This is a genomic window from Pseudomonas sp. ANT_J28 (assembly GCF_008370005.1).
In the GTDB taxonomy this organism is placed as follows: domain Bacteria; phylum Pseudomonadota; class Gammaproteobacteria; order Pseudomonadales; family Pseudomonadaceae; genus Aquipseudomonas; species Aquipseudomonas frigoris.
This window is the reverse complement of record NZ_VOBM01000008.1, coordinates 173,353-189,302: the sequence shown is the minus strand read 5'-3', so window position 1 is coordinate 189,302 and position 15,950 is coordinate 173,353. Positions and strand designations below refer to the sequence as shown.

15 protein-coding genes and 1 pseudogene are annotated in these 15,950 nt (G+C 58.3%); 10 read left to right on the top strand and 6 right to left on the bottom strand.

What is annotated here, in order from left to right; translation table 11 throughout:
• Window positions 1-84 precede the first annotated feature (84 nt).
• Window positions 85-1,041: a GlxA family transcriptional regulator gene (locus FQ187_RS08085; protein WP_149629069.1), complete on the top strand. Its 957-nt coding sequence runs from the start codon at window positions 85-87 to the stop codon at window positions 1,039-1,041.
• Between the two features lie 170 nt (window positions 1,042-1,211).
• Here FQ187_RS08085 and FQ187_RS30280 read toward each other — a convergent pair.
• Both FQ187_RS30280 and nhaA read right to left on the bottom strand, forming a co-directional pair.
• A pseudogene (locus FQ187_RS30280) lies at window positions 1,212-1,417 on the bottom strand (toxin); the annotation flags it as partial.
• Window positions 1,418-1,538: 121 nt separating this feature from the next.
• Complete coding sequence (nhaA, locus tag FQ187_RS08075; RefSeq protein WP_149629063.1) at window positions 1,539-2,726, bottom strand: Na+/H+ antiporter NhaA; 1,188 nt, start codon at window positions 2,724-2,726, stop codon at window positions 1,539-1,541.
• 236 nt (window positions 2,727-2,962) lie between these two features.
• Here nhaA and FQ187_RS08070 point away from each other — a divergent pair, with 236 nt between their 5' ends.
• Window positions 2,963-4,060: a PLP-dependent cysteine synthase family protein gene (locus tag FQ187_RS08070; RefSeq protein ID WP_178122689.1), complete on the top strand. Its 1,098-nt coding sequence runs from the start codon at window positions 2,963-2,965 to the stop codon at window positions 4,058-4,060.
• 134 nt (window positions 4,061-4,194) lie between these two features.
• Here FQ187_RS08070 and FQ187_RS08065 read toward each other — a convergent pair whose 3' ends face one another.
• The 3 genes from FQ187_RS08065 to FQ187_RS08055 all read right to left on the bottom strand — a co-directional run bounded on the left by FQ187_RS08065 (window position 4,195) and on the right by FQ187_RS08055 (window position 7,215).
• Window positions 4,195-5,808, bottom strand: a complete 1,614-nt coding sequence (locus FQ187_RS08065; protein WP_149629061.1) for an NAD(P)/FAD-dependent oxidoreductase — start codon at window positions 5,806-5,808, stop codon at window positions 4,195-4,197.
• A gap of 94 nt (window positions 5,809-5,902) precedes the next feature.
• Complete coding sequence (locus tag FQ187_RS08060; protein WP_149629060.1) at window positions 5,903-6,556, bottom strand: COG3650 family protein; 654 nt, start codon at window positions 6,554-6,556, stop codon at window positions 5,903-5,905.
• A 59-nt stretch (window positions 6,557-6,615) separates the two neighbouring features.
• Window positions 6,616-7,215, bottom strand: coding sequence for a short chain dehydrogenase (locus FQ187_RS08055; RefSeq protein ID WP_149629059.1), 600 nt, complete (start codon window positions 7,213-7,215; stop codon window positions 6,616-6,618).
• 105 nt (window positions 7,216-7,320) lie between these two features.
• On the opposite strand from FQ187_RS08055, the gene FQ187_RS08050 reads away from it, so the two are divergent.
• The 8 genes from FQ187_RS08050 to FQ187_RS08010 all read left to right on the top strand — a co-directional run bounded on the left by FQ187_RS08050 (window position 7,321) and on the right by FQ187_RS08010 (window position 15,274).
• Window positions 7,321-8,244 (top strand): LysR family transcriptional regulator, encoded by a 924-nt coding sequence (locus FQ187_RS08050; protein ID WP_149629058.1) that lies wholly within the window; start codon window positions 7,321-7,323, stop codon window positions 8,242-8,244.
• Window positions 8,245-8,399: 155 nt separating this feature from the next.
• Entirely contained in the window at window positions 8,400-8,732 is a 333-nt protein-coding gene (locus tag FQ187_RS08040; RefSeq protein WP_149629057.1) for a transposase, read from the top strand.
• Window positions 8,729-9,064, top strand: a complete 336-nt coding sequence (tnpB, locus tag FQ187_RS30275; RefSeq protein ID WP_149629056.1) for an IS66 family insertion sequence element accessory protein TnpB — start codon at window positions 8,729-8,731, stop codon at window positions 9,062-9,064. The genes FQ187_RS08040 and tnpB overlap by 4 nt, the downstream gene beginning before the upstream one ends.
• 81 nt (window positions 9,065-9,145) lie before the next feature.
• On the top strand, window positions 9,146-10,693 hold the full coding sequence (locus FQ187_RS08030) for an IS66 family transposase (RefSeq protein ID WP_149629055.1): 1,548 nt from the start codon (window positions 9,146-9,148) through the stop codon (window positions 10,691-10,693).
• A 264-nt stretch (window positions 10,694-10,957) separates the two neighbouring features.
• Complete coding sequence (locus FQ187_RS08025) at window positions 10,958-12,412, top strand: efflux transporter outer membrane subunit (RefSeq protein ID WP_149629054.1); 1,455 nt, start codon at window positions 10,958-10,960, stop codon at window positions 12,410-12,412.
• Window positions 12,413-12,898, top strand: coding sequence for a hypothetical protein (locus FQ187_RS08020; protein ID WP_149629053.1), 486 nt, complete (start codon window positions 12,413-12,415; stop codon window positions 12,896-12,898).
• Window positions 12,895-13,899, top strand: coding sequence for an HlyD family secretion protein (locus FQ187_RS08015; RefSeq protein ID WP_149629052.1), 1,005 nt, complete (start codon window positions 12,895-12,897; stop codon window positions 13,897-13,899). Before FQ187_RS08020 ends, FQ187_RS08015 begins: the two co-directional genes overlap by 4 nt.
• A gap of 52 nt (window positions 13,900-13,951) precedes the next feature.
• Window positions 13,952-15,274, top strand: coding sequence for a lytic murein transglycosylase (locus tag FQ187_RS08010; RefSeq protein ID WP_149629068.1), 1,323 nt, complete (start codon window positions 13,952-13,954; stop codon window positions 15,272-15,274).
• Between the two features lie 202 nt (window positions 15,275-15,476).
• Here the strand turns inward: FQ187_RS08010 and FQ187_RS08005 are convergent, their stop codons facing one another.
• Window positions 15,477-15,734: a DUF6124 family protein gene (locus FQ187_RS08005; protein WP_149629051.1), complete on the bottom strand. Its 258-nt coding sequence runs from the start codon at window positions 15,732-15,734 to the stop codon at window positions 15,477-15,479.
• Between the last annotated feature and the right edge of the window lie 216 nt (window positions 15,735-15,950).

The window sequence follows — 15,950 nt, the reverse complement described above, 5'->3', positions numbered from 1 at the left end:
CTTGATCATCTTTACAACTTCCAGCTTGAAGCTGTCGTCGAATACTTTGCGTTTGTCGGTCATGGAGAACTCCTCAATAGGTGTATTTTCCACCTATCGGGGTGTCCGGGGAAATTAGACCACTGCAGTCTGCTCTCCTTCGCCGATCTACTGCACGCAACTAACCGGCGCACGGGGCGCGAGATTTTTGAAACCTGCTATGTGGCACTGCAGGCAGGGCCAGTGGAATGTGCTAATGACGTAACATTGCAAGCGAAGTACACCCTCGCCAATAGCGAGTTAGACGCCATCCTCGTGCCAGGTTTCTGGGCGGAATCCGCAGAGCAGGTGGAAAAGACTCTGGCTAACCATGCAAACCTAGTGGCGTCCCTGTCGAGCCATTCCAGGCAATGTCAGCTTTGGAGTTACTGCACGGGAGTTTGTCTGCTGGCTGCCAGCGGCCAGTTGAAAGACCAGCCGGCGACGGTGACTTGGTGGCTCGCTGAAGCGATGGTACAGCGCTACAAGAAGGTGCATTGGCGGAGCGAGCAGAACTGCGTCTTCAATGAGCGAACCGCCACCGCTTCGGGCGTAAACGGCTATCTGCCTATTGCCCAGACGCTGATAGAGCGGAATGTCAGTCCCGAAGTCTTTCGCGACTTAATCAAGTTGATGGTGCTCCCTCGTCCCGCACTCTCTCACACCGCCTTCCAGGCCATGAGCCTGATAGAGCAGTCCGGCAAGCTCCTGCGAAAGCTGCATGCTCTGCTTGAGCAGATGCCGGCTGAACAGATCACGGTGAAGGTATTGGCGGGAAAGCTCGGAATGTCTGAACGTACACTCGCTCGTAAGGTAAGAGAGGAAACTGGCCTTGCAGTGGGATCTTATGCGCGGCGTGTCAAGCTGAACCAAGTCAGTGAACGCATTGCTCTTACCTCAGTACCTGTCAGCACAATCAGTGTAGAGCTCGGATTTAGCAGCGACTCAAATATGCGACGTATGTTCAAGGAATTGACCGGTCTTACGCCTGTAGAGTACCGACAGAAATTTGGCTGTTACTAGGACGTTTCTGAAGTACCTGGCGCATAAAAGTTACCCATAACATGCCTGATGGGAGCGCTGTTGAGTCCAGTCCGCAATCAATGGAAGTAACTAATCAGGGGAGGCTGATCGGGTAGTGGCTCATGTCGCGCTATCTCGATGACGGGGCAGTGCGCATTGATAATAAATGGGCCTGCGCGAACGGCTTCGTGTTTTTTCGCGACAACTTCACGACTCCGTTCGAAGGCGTCTTGCCTCGCGAGCATGGCGTCGTAAGCGTTTTGTCTGGCTTCCCGCGCGGCTAGTTCGGTGGCCGTCATGAAGCGGTGAGTGACGTGATGACCGTCGACTGACGGTGGGTTCTTAACCTTGGGGGAATGTCCTTGTTGCCAGCCACTGATCTTCCTTGCGTTCGTACGTCGACAACCCCCAAAAAAGGGGCTGTGCGACGTTAACGAACGAGGCTGATCGTGACTGTAGGACGAGTCTTCAATGACTCTAAGAGTTGTCTCTGATTATCAGGATGGCAACGCAGTGCTCTTGCGACTCGCTGCCGCCGTCACCGCATAACCAATCAACGCCGCCAGTATGGAACCGGTCAAAATCCCCATCCGATCCATCCCGGCGTATTCACTGACACCCGGCTCAAACGCCAGGGAGCCGACAAACAGGCTCATGGTGAAACCGATCCCGCAGAGAATCGCCACGCCCAGCACGTGGCCCCAATTGGCGCCTTGGGGCAGGGCGGCGATGCCGATTTTCACGGCCAGCCAGGTCAGGCCGAACACGCCGAGGGTCTTGCCCAGCAGCAGGCCAACCGCGATGCCCATCGGCACGTGGTGGGTGAAGCTTTCGACGGTCACACCGCTCAGGGACAGGCCTGCGTTGGCGAAGGCGAACAGCGGCAGGATGCCGTAGGCCACCCATGGATGCAGAGCGTGTTCCAGGGTAAGCAACGGCGAGGGTTCGGCGTTTTTTGTGCGCAGGGGAATGCAGAAGGCCAGGGTCACACCGGCCAGTGTCGCGTGGACACCGCTCTTGAGCACACAGACCCAGAGGATCAAACCGATGATCATGTACGGCCCGAGCTTGACCACGCCGAGCCGGTTCATCGCGATCAACGCCACGATGCACGTCGCGGCCAGAGACAGCGAAAGGGTCGAGAGCGTACCCGAGTAGAAGATCGCAATGACGATGATTGCGCCGAGGTCGTCAATAATCGCCAAAGTCATCAGGAAAAGCTTCAGCGACACCGGTACCCGCTTACCCAGCAGGGCCAGTACGCCGAGGGCGAAGGCGATGTCGGTGGCCATCGGGATGGCCCAGCCGCTCAGGGCTGCCGGGTCCTCGCGGTTCAGAAACCAGTAGGCCAGCGCCGGAACCACCATGCCGCCAATCGCCGCCGCGCCGGGCAGGACGATTTGCGACGGTTTCGACAGTTGGCCGTCGAGGACTTCGCGCTTCACTTCCAGCCCGATCAGCAGGAAGAACAGGGCCATCAGGCCGTCGTTGATCCACAGCAGCGCCGGTTTGGCGATTTGCAACGCGCCGACCTGCGCCACTACCGGAGTGTCGAGAAAACTGCTGTAAAGCCACGACAGCGGGGAATTGTTGATGATCAAAGCCAGAGCAGCAGCGGCGATCAATAACAGTCCGCTGGCAGCTTCCAACTGGAAGAAACGCGTGAAAGTGCTACGCAGAGGCAAGGTCGCTCTCCATCGATGAATTCAAAAGGTGGCACACACTAACCCGTACCGTTAGTTGTTAAAACAAAAGTTATATTCTTTTTTGTTATATACCGTTACAACGTGAACGACCGGCAGGGACCTGAGCCTAGCAGTTGTCGGGCGTATTGAACCTCAGCTGTATCTGTGCGTGATGTAGGTTTTTTCCTAAGCTTGTTAGCTGAGCCTTGCGACAAGGCCGACTCAACGAGAAAACCATCATGAGCGACAACCGACAGTGGGCCCGTGAAGCCATCCGGATCATCGAAGCCGACTTCCAGCGCAGCGCCGACACCCACCTGATCCCCTTGCCGCTGCCGGGTTTTCCGGGCATCGAGTTGTATTTCAAGGATGAGTCCAGTCATCCCACCGGCAGCCTGAAGCACCGGTTGGCGCGCTCGCTGTTTCTGTATGCGCTGTGTAACGGCTGGCTCAAACCTGGTGCGCCGGTGATTGAAGCGTCCAGCGGTTCGACGGCGATTTCCGAGGCGTACTTCGCCAGTTTGCTGGGCTTGCCGTTCATTGCGGTGATGCCTGCGACCACCTCCAAGGAGAAGATCGCGCAGATCGCTTTTTACGGCGGCAAGAGTCACTTGGTCGACGATCCAACGCAGATCTACGCCGAATCCGAGCGCCTGGCCCGCGAACACGATGGGCATTTCATCGACCAGTTCACCTATGCCGAGCGCGCTACCGATTGGCGGGCGAACAACAACATCGCCGAGTCGATCTTCCAGCAAATGCGCTTCGAACTGCACCCCGAGCCGAGCTGGCTGATCTCCAGCCCCGGCACCGGCGGCACCACCGCGACGCTGGGCCGTTACGTGCGTTACCGCCAACATTGCACCCGCGTGCTCTGCGCCGATGCCGAGCGCTCGGTGTTCTTCGATTACTACCAGACCGGCGACGCAAGTCTGCGCCTGGATTGCGGTTCGCGGATTGAAGGCATTGGCCGGCCTCGGGTGGAAGCGTCGTTCCTGCCCAAAGTGATCGATGCGATGGTCAAGGTGCCGGACGCATTGTCTCTAGCAGCCATGCATTACTTGGCGCAGCGTTTGGGACGTCGGGTCGGCGGGTCGAGCGGGACCAACCTGATCGGCGCGTTGATGGCGGCCCAGCAGATGGCGGCGGCGGGGGAGTCGGGGTCCATCGTGGCGATTCTGTGTGATGGCGGCGAGCGCTATGCCACCACCTATTACGATCAGGCTTGGCTCAAGGCCCAGGGGTATGAGTTGAGTGGTTTGATGGATGCCGTGGCGGGGAGTGTCGAGCGTGGTGAGCCGCTGCCGGCCAGCGTGTTGCGCGCCAATATCTGATCCACCGCAGAGCAAATGTGGGAGCGGGCTTGCTCGCGAATACGGTTTAACATTCAACGAAGATGTTGACTGATCCACCACTTTCGCGAGCAAGCCCGCTCCCACAGGTTCTGCTTTGTTTCATTGATTGCGTATCAGGCTTCGAGACCGAGGATGTCGCGGGCCACCGCTTCTGCAATCCGAATCCCATCGACACCTGCCGACAGAATCCCGCCCGCGTAACCCGCGCCTTCACCCGCCGGGAACAAGCCTTTCACGTTCAGGCTCTGCATCGACTCGTCACGGGTAATCCGCAGCGGCGATGACGTACGGGTCTCGATCCCGGTCAACACGGCGTCGTGCAGCGAGTAACCGCGAATCTGCTTCTCGAACGCCGGCAAGGCTTCGCGAATGGCTTCGATGGCAAACGCCGGCAAGGCCAGCGCCAAGTCACCCAAGGCAACCCCCGGTTTGTAGGACGGTTCTACGCTGCCCAACTCGGTGGACGGCTTGCCGGCAATGAAGTCGCCGACCAGTTGCGCCGGCGCTTCGTAGTTGCTGCCGCCCAGCACAAAGGCGTGGGATTCCAGGCGTTCCTGCAACTCGATACCCGCCAGCGGGCCACCCGGATAATCGACTTCCGGGGTGATCCCGACGACGATCCCGGAGTTGGCGTTGCGCTCGTTACGCGAGTACTGGCTCATGCCGTTGGTGACCACGCGGCCCGGCTCGGACGTCGCCGCCACCACGGTGCCGCCCGGGCACATGCAGAAGCTGTAGACCGAACGTCCGTTGCTGGCGTGGTGCACCAGTTTGTAGTCGGCAGCCCCGAGTTTCGGGTGGCCGGCGTACTTGCCCAAGCGTGCGCGGTCGATCAGCGACTGCGGGTGTTCGATGCGGAAACCCACCGAGAACGGCTTGGCTTCCATGAACACACCACGGCCGTGGAGCATGCGGAAGGTGTCCCGGGCGCTGTGACCGAGGGCCAGAATCACGTGTTTCGAATGGATCTGCTCGCCGCCATTGAGCTCGACGCCGACCAGTTGGCCATCCTCGATCAACACATCGGTCACCCGCTGCTGGAAGCGCACTTCGCCACCCAGCGCACGAATCTGCTCACGCATGTTTTCCACAACACCGGTCAGACGGAACGTACCGATGTGCGGTTTGCTGACGTAGAGAATTTCTTCCGGCGCACCCGCTTTGACGAACTCGTGCAGGACTTTGCGACCGATGAATTTCGGGTCCTTGATCTGGCTGTAGAGCTTGCCGTCAGAGAACGTCCCCGCGCCACCTTCACCGAACTGCACGTTGGATTCCGGGTTAAGCACGCTTTTACGCCACAGGCCCCAGGTGTCCTTGGTGCGCTGGCGCACTTCGGTGCCGCGCTCGAGGATGATCGGCTTGAAGCCCATTTGCGCGAGCAGCAGCCCGGCGAAAATCCCGCACGGACCGAAACCCACGACGACAGGACGTTGCTCAAGATCAGTCGGCGCCTGGCCGACCGCTTTGTAGCTGACATCCGGCGCTACGTTGACGTTACGGTCATCGGCGAACGTGTGCAGCACCGCCGCCTCATCGCGAACGTTGAGGTCGATGGTGTAGATGAAGCACAGTTCGGAGGACTTTTTGCGCGCATCGTAGCTGCGCTTGAACAAGGTGAAATCGAGCAGGTCATCACTGGTGATGCCCAGGCGCTGCACGATGGCAGGGCGCAGGTCTTCTTCGGGATGGTCGATCGGCAGCTTGAGTTCGGTGATTCGTAACATGACAGGATCCGGTTCGCGGGGCGCACAACTGCGCCAAGGCGTTGAAGCCCGCGATTATAAGCCTCAAAGAATGATTCCCGTGAGGCTAAAACGATCAGTCGTTACGCGATCCGCCGAAATACCCGCAGCCACGCTGAACCTGACCGTCTACGCGCAGTTCGGCGCTCATGTGCTGGACACTGCCGGTGGTGCTGTCGACGCAACGTTGCGGTGCGACCCACAATTCGATGTGCTGGTTATTGGCTTCGGTGCTGAGGTTGAAGCGGCCATCGCCCAGTTGCTCTTCAACGTAGGGCACGGCCAATGGCGGCTGACCGGCGCGGTCGATGACCATGCCTTTGCCACTGACTTTCACGTTCCACTCAGGCCCATGGCCGGCGGCGCGCAGGATAAGCAATTTGAAATTCGGATCGTTGCATGCAGTGCCCGAGCGCTCGACGCGGTACAGCTGCTCAAGATCAAGGCGGCTGTCGACGATTCGCCCACGTACGTCAGCAAACAACTTGCCCTGGGCATCGGCCAGGGTTGCGGCCTCTTGCAGGACACTGGTGCCGCCGGTGTCGTTGACCACATAACTGCGCTGCTCATTGCACGGCTGGAACAACAGCTTGCCGTCTGCCGCCGTCAACTGGCCCTGCATACGGGTCTGGCCCACGTGGGAGGCACTTTCACGCGGGCCGTCGAGCAACTGGCAGGCGGCGAACAACGGAAGCAGGGCAACAAGGACTAAGGAACGGGCAACACGCATCTTTGAGTCTCCAGACAAGTGCCGCCACGTTACTCAGCCTGACCGTTCATCACAAGGGTTTAGCCCACGTGAAAGGTCTGACCTGTTTGCAGGCCCTCGACGCTTTTGGCGTAGGCCAATGCCACATCCGTTGCCGGAACCGGTTTGTAACCACGGAAGTACGGCGCGTATTTGCCCATGGCTTCGACCAGTACGTTCGGGCTCACCGAGTTCACCCGCAGACCGCGAGGCAGTTCGATGGCGGCGGCGCGGACGAAACTGTCCAGAGCACCATTGACCAGTGCTGCCGAGGCACCGCTGCGAATCGGGTCGTGGCTGAGCACCCCGGTGGTGAAGGTGAACGAGGCGCCGTCATTGGCGAATTCGCGACCGATCAGCAGCAGGTTGACCTGGCCCATCAACTTGTCTTTCAGGCCCAGCGCGAAGCTTTCTTCGGTCATTTCGCCCAAGGGTGCGAAGGTCACGTTGCCGGCGGCGCACACCAGCGCGTCGAACTTGCCGGTCTGTTCGAACAGCTTGCGAATCGACGCGCTGTCGCTGATATCCACATGGAAGTCCCCGCTGTTGCGGCCGATGCGGATGATCTCGTGACGCTCGGACAGCTCCTTGTCGACCGCTGAACCGATGGTGCCGCCTGCGCCTACCAAAAGAATTTTCATGGTGCTGTTCCTCGAAGTGGTTAAACGAGGTTGAAGTCTAGAGTGGTTTTTTCCATTAATAAGCGCGCTAATAGGCAACCTTTGGTTTTCAAATGGAAACAATCCATGAGCGAAATGGATGATCTGGCAGCGTTTGCGGTGTTGATCGAGGCGGGGAGTTTTACCTTGGCGGCGCAACAATTGGGCTGTAGCAAGGGGCAATTGTCCAAGCGCATCAGCCTGCTGGAAACACGGTTTTCAGTGGTGCTGCTGCAACGCACCACCCGCCGTTTGAGCCTGACCGCTGCGGGGGCGGCGCTGTTGCCGCAAGCTCAGGCGCTCGTAATACAAGTGGAGAGGGCACGTCAGGCGTTGGCGCGGTTGAAGGACGACATGGCTGGCCCTGTGCGTATGACGGTTCCGGTATCGCTGGGGGAAACCTTCTTCGATGGCTTGTTGCTGGAGTTCTCTGGCAAATATCCCGAGGTGGAGATAGAGCTAGACCTGAGCAACAGCTACCGTGATTTGTCCCGCGACGGGTTTGATCTGGCGGTTCGCTCCGAGGTGGGCAATGACGAGCGCCTGGTGGCCCGACCGCTATTGGCCTGGCACGAAATGACCTGCGCCAGCCCGGCTTACCTTGAGCAATACGGCGAGCCGTTGACGCCTCAAGCCCTGGCTGACCACCGTTGTCTGCTCAACAGTCATTACAGCGGCCGCGAAGAGTGGCTCTATCACCAGCAACACGAGTTGTTGCGGGTTCGCGTGTCGGGACCGTTCGCCAGCAACCACTACAGCCTGCTGAAGAAAGCGGCACTGGCCGGCGCCGGCATTGCGCGGTTGCCGTCCTACCTGCTGCAAGCGGAATTGGCTGACGGCCGTTTGCGCTGGCTCCTGCGTGATTATCAGACTCGCCGCATGCCGATGTACCTGGTGCATCCGTATCAGGGTGGTTTGCCGAAACGTACCCAAGTGCTGGCGGATTACCTGATCGGCTGGTTCAAGCGCAGCGGTGAGGCGCTGGATCGGCTCCAGCACACCACAGGGTGATCTTCGTGGTCAGGATTCTAGTGGGTCGATTTGATCCAGCGCCCCATTCACCGTATGCGTCCGGCCAAGTCATCTACCCAGCCCCGCAAAGCCAAGACATGGTGTGCACTTAAATTTAAGTGGGCACCAGTTCTAGCCTTTTAAGCGGGTATTTCATGCAGCCACAACGCCGTTCCTACTCCAAATCCTTCAAGGCCCAGGTCATTCAAGAGTGTGCCCAGCCTGGCGCTTCGATTGCCAGCGTCGCGCTGAGCCACAGTCTCAACGCGAACCTCGTCCATAAGTGGATTCGGCTACAGTCGCAGAAAAGTGTCGCCCTGCAACCTGCCTTTATCCCGGTGGCATTACCGTCGCCAGCGTCACGATCGGATTTCACCCCGGCCATGATCTGCCTCGAAATCCCACACCCACGCGGCACCGTCAAAGTGAACTGGCCGACCGACAGCGCGGCTGCCTGTGCGACCTTTCTTCGAGACCTGTTGCGATGATCCGCATCGACTCCATCTGGCTCGCCACCGAGCCCATGGACATGCGCGCCGGCACCGAAACCGCTCTGGCGCGTGTGGTCGCCGTGTTCGGTGCGGCGCAGCCGCACTGTGCTTATTTGTTTGCCAACCGCCGCGCCAATCGCATGAAAGTGCTGGTGCACGACGGGTTGGGTATTTGGCTGGCGGCGCGCCGCCTGCATCAAGGCAAGTTCTTCTGGCCGGGTTCTCGACACGGCTCTCAGATGGAATTAGGTGCCGAACAACTGCATGCCCTGGTGCTGGGTTTGCCTTGGCAAAGAGTTGGGCCAAGCGGCGCGATTTCCATCGTGTGACGCCTGCCATGGCCAGCCTGGCCGTGCAATTGTCCGATGAGTCTATCGCCGGTGTAGCCTTGCTCTGGCAAAATCGGCGGCATGACTTCGCTTCCAAACCTCGACCAACTAAACCCTGAACAACTGCGCGCTCTGGCGGTGCAGTTGATGCGGCGTGTCGAGAATCTCGATCAGAAAGTCGAGACGATGGGTAAACAAATCCACTATCACAAAACGGTCAACGAGAAACTGGCCCACGAGATCGCGCAGCTCAAGCGCTTCAAGTTTGCCAAGCGCAGCGAGCAACTGAGCCCGGATCAGGCCAGCCTGCTTGACGACCTGATCGACACTGACATCGCAGCCATCGAAGCCGAACTTGAAGCGCTACAACCCGCTCCCGTTTCGACCGAGGCTCGGCAAAAACCCAAGCGTACCGCCTTGCCGCCGCAGTTTGCGCGCACCCTGATCCACCACGAACCCGACAACAGCCACTGCCAGTGCGGCTGCGCCCTCAAGCGTATCGGCGAGGATGTCAGCGAGAAACTCGACTACACGCCAGGCGTGTTCACCGTCGAGCGTCATATCCGTGGCAAGTGGGTCTGCGGCCAGTGCGAAACGCTGATCCAGGCACCGGTTCCGGCGCAGGTCATCGACAAGGGCATCCCGACCGCCGGCCTGCTAGCCCACGTGATGATCGCAAAGTTCGCCGACCATTTACCGCTCTATCGTCAGGAGTCGATTTTTGGTCGGGCCGGTCTGGCCATCGCCCGCTCGACCTTGGCGCAATGGGTCGGCAGCTGTGGTGTGCAGTTGCAGCCGCTGGTCGATGCCCTGCGCGATGCTGTTCTCGAACATGGCGTAATCCATGCCGATGAAACGCCGGTGCAGATGCTTACGCCGGGCGCAAAGAAAACCCATCGCGCGTATGTCTGGGCCTACGCCACCAGCCAGTTCTCGGACTTGGCGGCGGTCGTTTACGACTTCAGCCCGAGCCGCGCCGGAGAGCATGCACGCAACTTCCTGCAAGACTGGAAAGGCAAGCTGGTCTGTGATGATTTTGGCGGCTACAAGGCCAGCTTTGAACTCGGCGTCACCGAGATCGGCTGCATGGCCCATGCACGGCGCAAGTTCTTCGAACTGCACGCCACCAACAAGAGCCAGCTCGCCGAACAGGCCTTGCGCTACATCCAGTTGCTTTACGAAATCGAGAGCGAAGCCCGCAACCTGGAACCGGATTTACGGCGCCGAATACGGCAAGAAAAAGCGGCGCCGGTGATGGATGCCCTGCATGCCTGGATGATTGCCCAGCGTGATCTTGTGCCCGACGGTTCGGCTATCAGCAGAGCACTGGATTACAGCCTGAAACGCTGGGCAGCGCTGTCGCGCTATCTCGATGACGGGGCCGTACCCATTGATAATAATTGGTGCGAGAACCAGATCCGGCCGTGGGCTCTTGGACGTAAGAACTGGCTCTTCGCAGGGTCGCTACGCAGCGGAAAACGGGCGGCGGCGATCATGAGTTTAATCCAGTCTGCGCGGCTCAACGGGCATGAACCGTACACTTATTTGAAGGACGTTCTCACGCGCCTGCCGACACAGCGGGCTAGTGAGATCACCGAGCTTTTGCCACATAAGTGGATGCCCGTTTAATGACGCTGGCGTGATGGGCAGATGCTCACAAAACCCCTCCACGAAAAGCGATGCCTCCCTCCAGTTTTCACTGGAGGGAATCATCCCATCACAAATTACGTCAGGAAATGATCTCTGCTCAGTACCCGTCTGGGCAGTACACCTTCATGCAATCTCTTACTGCGATGGTGTGCTGCACTGACCGAGATCAGCTATGCCTCACGCGTTCCTGAAAGTTCAATTTAAAAGCCAGATGAGTTGCCGAAACAAGAGAGGCAGGATAGCTTGAGCCGCAAAAAAACAACTGAAGTAAGGGAAAACATGAGCGTGTCGATTGCGATCAAGAAAAAGCAGAGGACGCTTGCGCTGGTCGTAGTGCTGACCTTGATGACGGGGCTATCCGGTTGCGCAATTCCCTGGCAAAAAAAATGGCCAGCACATGAAACGCCAGCCGTGGACTTGCCTGCCACGCCGCAAAAGCTGGCGCCACTGAGTATCGATCGTGAGTGGTGGAAAGCTTTTGGTGATGCAACGCTTAATGGCCTGGTCGCTGATGCGCTTGCTAATAACCTCGATCTTGCCAAAGCGGCCACGAATGTAGCCGAGGCGCGTGCCAATGTCGGTGCAGCAAACGCAATGTTATCGCCGCGCGCCGATGCGCAGGGCAATGCGTCTGCCACCAGGCGGCAACTGTCGGTCGTAAGCCAGGATCTCAACCACACCACTACATCTGCTACCGCTGGTGTCGGGGTTAGCTGGGAAATAGATCTGTGGGGGCGGATCCGGCAGATGAATGAGGCATCTCTGGCTCGCCTTGCAGCCTCGGAACACACGCGTAATGCCACGGCGTTGTCAATTTCATCGACTGTGGTGGATACCTACTTCCAGCTACTTGCGCTCGATGCCAATCTGCGAATTACCCGAGAGGCCGAGCGCAATCTGATTGAAGTTTCGGATTTAGAGAAGCGCCGCTGGAAGGCCGACGTCGGTACCGAACTGGCCTATAGCCAGAGTCTTGCGGAACTCGCCTCCGTCGAAACCCGCATTCCTAGCATCGAAGCCGCAATTGCTCGAACCCAGCTGGCCTTGGCGATTCTGGTGGGTCGTACTCCCCGGCAGATGAACGAGCCATTGGCTCGAAGCGGCGCGTTTCCCGCACTTCCCTCTATGCCCAGCGAGTTTGATTCTGCACTGCTGTTGCGCCGCCCCGATGTCGCCTCAGCTAAACAAATGCTGGCGGCTACCAATGCCGACGTGAATGCAACCCGCGCCGAGCGCCTCCCGCGTCTGAACCTTGCGTTGCTGGCTGGCTTGATCGCGTCATCGTCATCAGCCATTACCGGGTTTCCACTGTACGGCGATCTCAGCGCTGGTGTGAGTGCACCTATTTACGATGCCGGGCTTCTGCAATCAAAAGTCGATGCGGCAGTCGCACGAAAAGACAATGCCATCGCCCATTACCGGTACACGCTCGCCCTCGCATTTCGCGATGTGTACACGGCCATGATTGACCGTGATGCTGGCGACCGCCAGGTCGGGGCAGCAATCAAAGTGTTAAAAATCCGCAAACAGGCGCTCGCACTCACAGAGAAAAGTTACGTGGCCGGGCGCTCAAGCAAATTTGAAGTGCTATCGGAAACTATCGATATTCTCAATGCGCAGACGGCCCTGACCGACGTCCAGCTAATACAACTTACAGCCCGCGTCGAATTCTTTAAGGCGATCGGAGGAGGTTTCTAAATGCTGTTCCATGTCTATGACGACCCCAAGCCAGAAGGCTATTTCATCTACGCGCCACAGGCGTTCTATCGCACTATGCTGGATGCAGACTGGGTGATGTACCTTCTGCTACCCGGGCTACTTATCGCCATCGTGGTCGCGTTGATGTATGCCTGGCGTCTGCATGAAATACCCAAGCACAAGGCTGATCACAAAAAAATGCGGCAGGCCGAATTGGTCAGCGCATTGACGATACTGGGGCTGTTCGTGAGCTGGGCGTGGGTAGTAGCCCTATTTATCGCCTACATGGATTGGGATGCGGTCGACGACTGGGTGCTAAGTATCGTGCGGCGTTCGCGTGACGCTCTGATCGATAGCCCGAATGTCAACGCTGAGACCGCGGCCACTGCCGTTGAGCGAGAGGTGTCGGTCGATGTGGTGGCGGAGGCTGCGGTTGTCGACACTGCACCAGTGTCTACGGTTGGCCGTGAGGAACCGCGCGTATGAAACTGATCATGGTTCCCTACATTCTTATTTGCTGGCTGCTGCTGAAATTCGGCATCGTTAAACGTACGCTCGGCAATTATATCGCGATGGGCTGCGGCGCCGTTTTCCTGCTGTTAATGGTGCTGACTTTCACCCGCTATCTGGCGTTTGTCGATATGACGGAAACCACTACCGTCAAAGCGCCACACATCGTTTTGAACTCGCCCGCAGGCGGTGAAATCGATCGAATCTATGTCACCCACAATCAGCGGGTGAAAGCTGGCGATCCGATTTACAGCTTCAAGACTGATCGTTACGAAATTCAGATGGCCGCCAAGCGCGCTGAAAAATCGCACTTGGAAACCCAGCTCAATAAGCTCGACGTTGATCTCAAGCGGGTGGGCAAATTGCGCGGCGATATCGTGCCGCAATCGGAATTCGACGCCAAGCGCGCCGAGCTGGATACCCAGCGGGATTTTGTGATCAAAGCCGAACAGGACATCGCGGATCTACAATGGAAAATTGATAAAGCTATGGTGCGTGCGCCAGTCGATGGTCAAGTCAACGTGGTGTATTTGTCCGAAGGTCAGTATTTCGGCGAGGCCCGCCCCGCAAGTATCACCATGTTCACCAATAAAAAGTTCATCGAGCTACGCATTCCAGATCAGGTTTACGAATACATCAAGCCCAAGGCGTTTGCGGAGTTCTACGTTGACGCCTACCCCGGCAAGATCTTTCGCGCCCGCGTGCAGAGTGTCTCCGAATCCAATGGCGAATCCCGAGGCTCTCTGCTGCCGACCGCCCAGAGCGTCAGCCAGCACGTGATGCAAAACTCGAACGATGTGGGCCGAACGGTGATTCTTGAGTTCGAGGACCCAGAAGGTATTCAGATACCGATCGGTGCCACTGGCCAGGCGTGGATTGCCGCTGAGAAACCGGCTGAAGTGCTCGGCTTTCTCGATGTGGTAGCGGGCATGTTATTGCGCTTAAGTGCTGCCAAATCCTATTTCAGTGCGTTCTGATAAAGGGCCGTTGATAATGTCGTCACCCAATTCGTACTTTCTGGACCAGAGCATGCCCTTGTGTATTTCCCGTCGTTGGCACCTGCGCCAACTGATTGCTGCCTCAAGCCTGATTCTGCTTGCCGCCTGGGCGGCAAAATCAACTGTCGCTGAGGCCCAACCGCTTCAGACAGTCCCTGTCACGACCACTCCGGCCGTCGTCGCGCCTGTGGTGCCGACCGGGGACAACCTTAGCATCCAGTCCTCCCAGACCTTCGAGCAATGGCGCGCAGGTTTCCGTAAGGAGGCCCTCGCCGCCGGCGTCAATCCAAGCCTGTTCGATCGTACTTTTGCCGGTATCACACCGGATATGAGCGTGATTCGCGCCGACCGCAGCCAGCCTGAGTTCTCCCGCCCTGTTTGGGAATACCTAGATGGTGCACTGTCTGCACTGCGCGTTCGTAAGGGGCAGATGCTGCTCAAGCAATACTCCAACATCCTGACCGCCATCGAGCAGCGTTACGGCGTTGATCGCCGGGTACTCGTGGCGGTCTGGGGCATGGAAAGCAACTTCGGCAGTTTCCAGGGCACTAAGTCGGTGATCCGCTCACTGGCAACATTGGCCTATGAAGGTCGACGCCAGGGCTTTGCCCAGGCTCAATTGCTGGCTGCGCTACAAATTCTGCAACAAGGTGATATCACCCCCGAGAAGATGCTCGGTTCCTGGGCTGGTGCCATGGGCCAGACCCAATTCATCCCCACCACCTACAACAACCTTGCCGTGGATTTCGATGGCGACGGGCGCCGCGACATCTGGGGCAGCCCGGTCGATGCGCTGGCTTCAATCGCCCACTACCTGCAAATTTCTGGCTGGCAGAAAGGTCAGCCGTGGGGCTTTGAAGTCGAACTGCCAAACGCCTTCAATTACTCGCTGGCCGATGGCGAGATTCGCAAAAGCGTCGCCGAATGGAGACAACTGGGGGTCAAACTTCCCAATGGCGCGAGCGGGCCGCGAGGTTCCGAGCAACTCTCAGCCGCGCTACTGTTGCCGGCCGGTTTTCGCGGCCCGGGGTTTCTGATCCTCGACAACTTCAGGGCAGCCTTCAAGTACAACAATTCGACGTCCTACACATTGGCCGCGAATTTGCTGTCGGAGCGGTTTACCGGCGCAGGCCTGATCGCCAGCGAATGGCCCAAGGATGAGCAGCAGTTGAACCGTTCCCAGCGCATGGAGTTGCAGACCCTGTTGAGCCGCCACAACTACGACGCGGGTAACGCCGACGGCATCATTGGGACCAATACCCGCAAGGCGATCCGTGCGGCTCAGCAGTCGTTCGGCTTGCCGGCTGACGGCTACCCAACACCCGAGTTTCTGGAAGCTTTGCGTAACCGCTAAAGGCAAAGCGGGCTTGCCCTCGATGACTGATCTATCAGGCATCGAGGCTTTATGGCCTGACCACCACATCCAGCGCCAACGCCTCGTGACTCACATGCAACCGTCTCAATTTTCCGGCCCGGTGCGGGTGAGTCAGCAATCGGTCGAGGCCACTTGGCCGGACGCATACCGTCCGCTTAAAAATACGCGGACACCATCGCCCTTAATGCTGGAGTTCGGAAGGTGACTTAGCCGGACGCTTACCATTCACCGCCAGTTCGCCCGGCATGATGCTTTGCTGGATGCCGAGCAGCATGTTGCGGTGCGAACCTTCCAGGGAAGCGGCGAAATTGCTGGCCATCACACTTGCCGACGCTAGTGATTCGCAGGCATGGCCCAACAGGGTTTGCACATCGATACCGGGCGCGACGACAAACATCGGGCTGGGATTGTGTGGGGGGGCGGGTGAGTTCTTGAACATAGGTTTGTGCTCGCTGTAAGGGCTACGCCCGGTTCGCGACTAAACGAATGGGTGGCAGCTGTATGCAGGTTAGTCGACCGATGAGCACAGAAACTCGGCGCGCCCGAAGGCGCCCTGCACACAGCCGCCATTAAGTGCAGGAAAGGGATACCTGACTTTTTGGCGCTTATGCGTTTCCGTGCAAAACAACCGAGCGACTAAACCCGACCACTGATG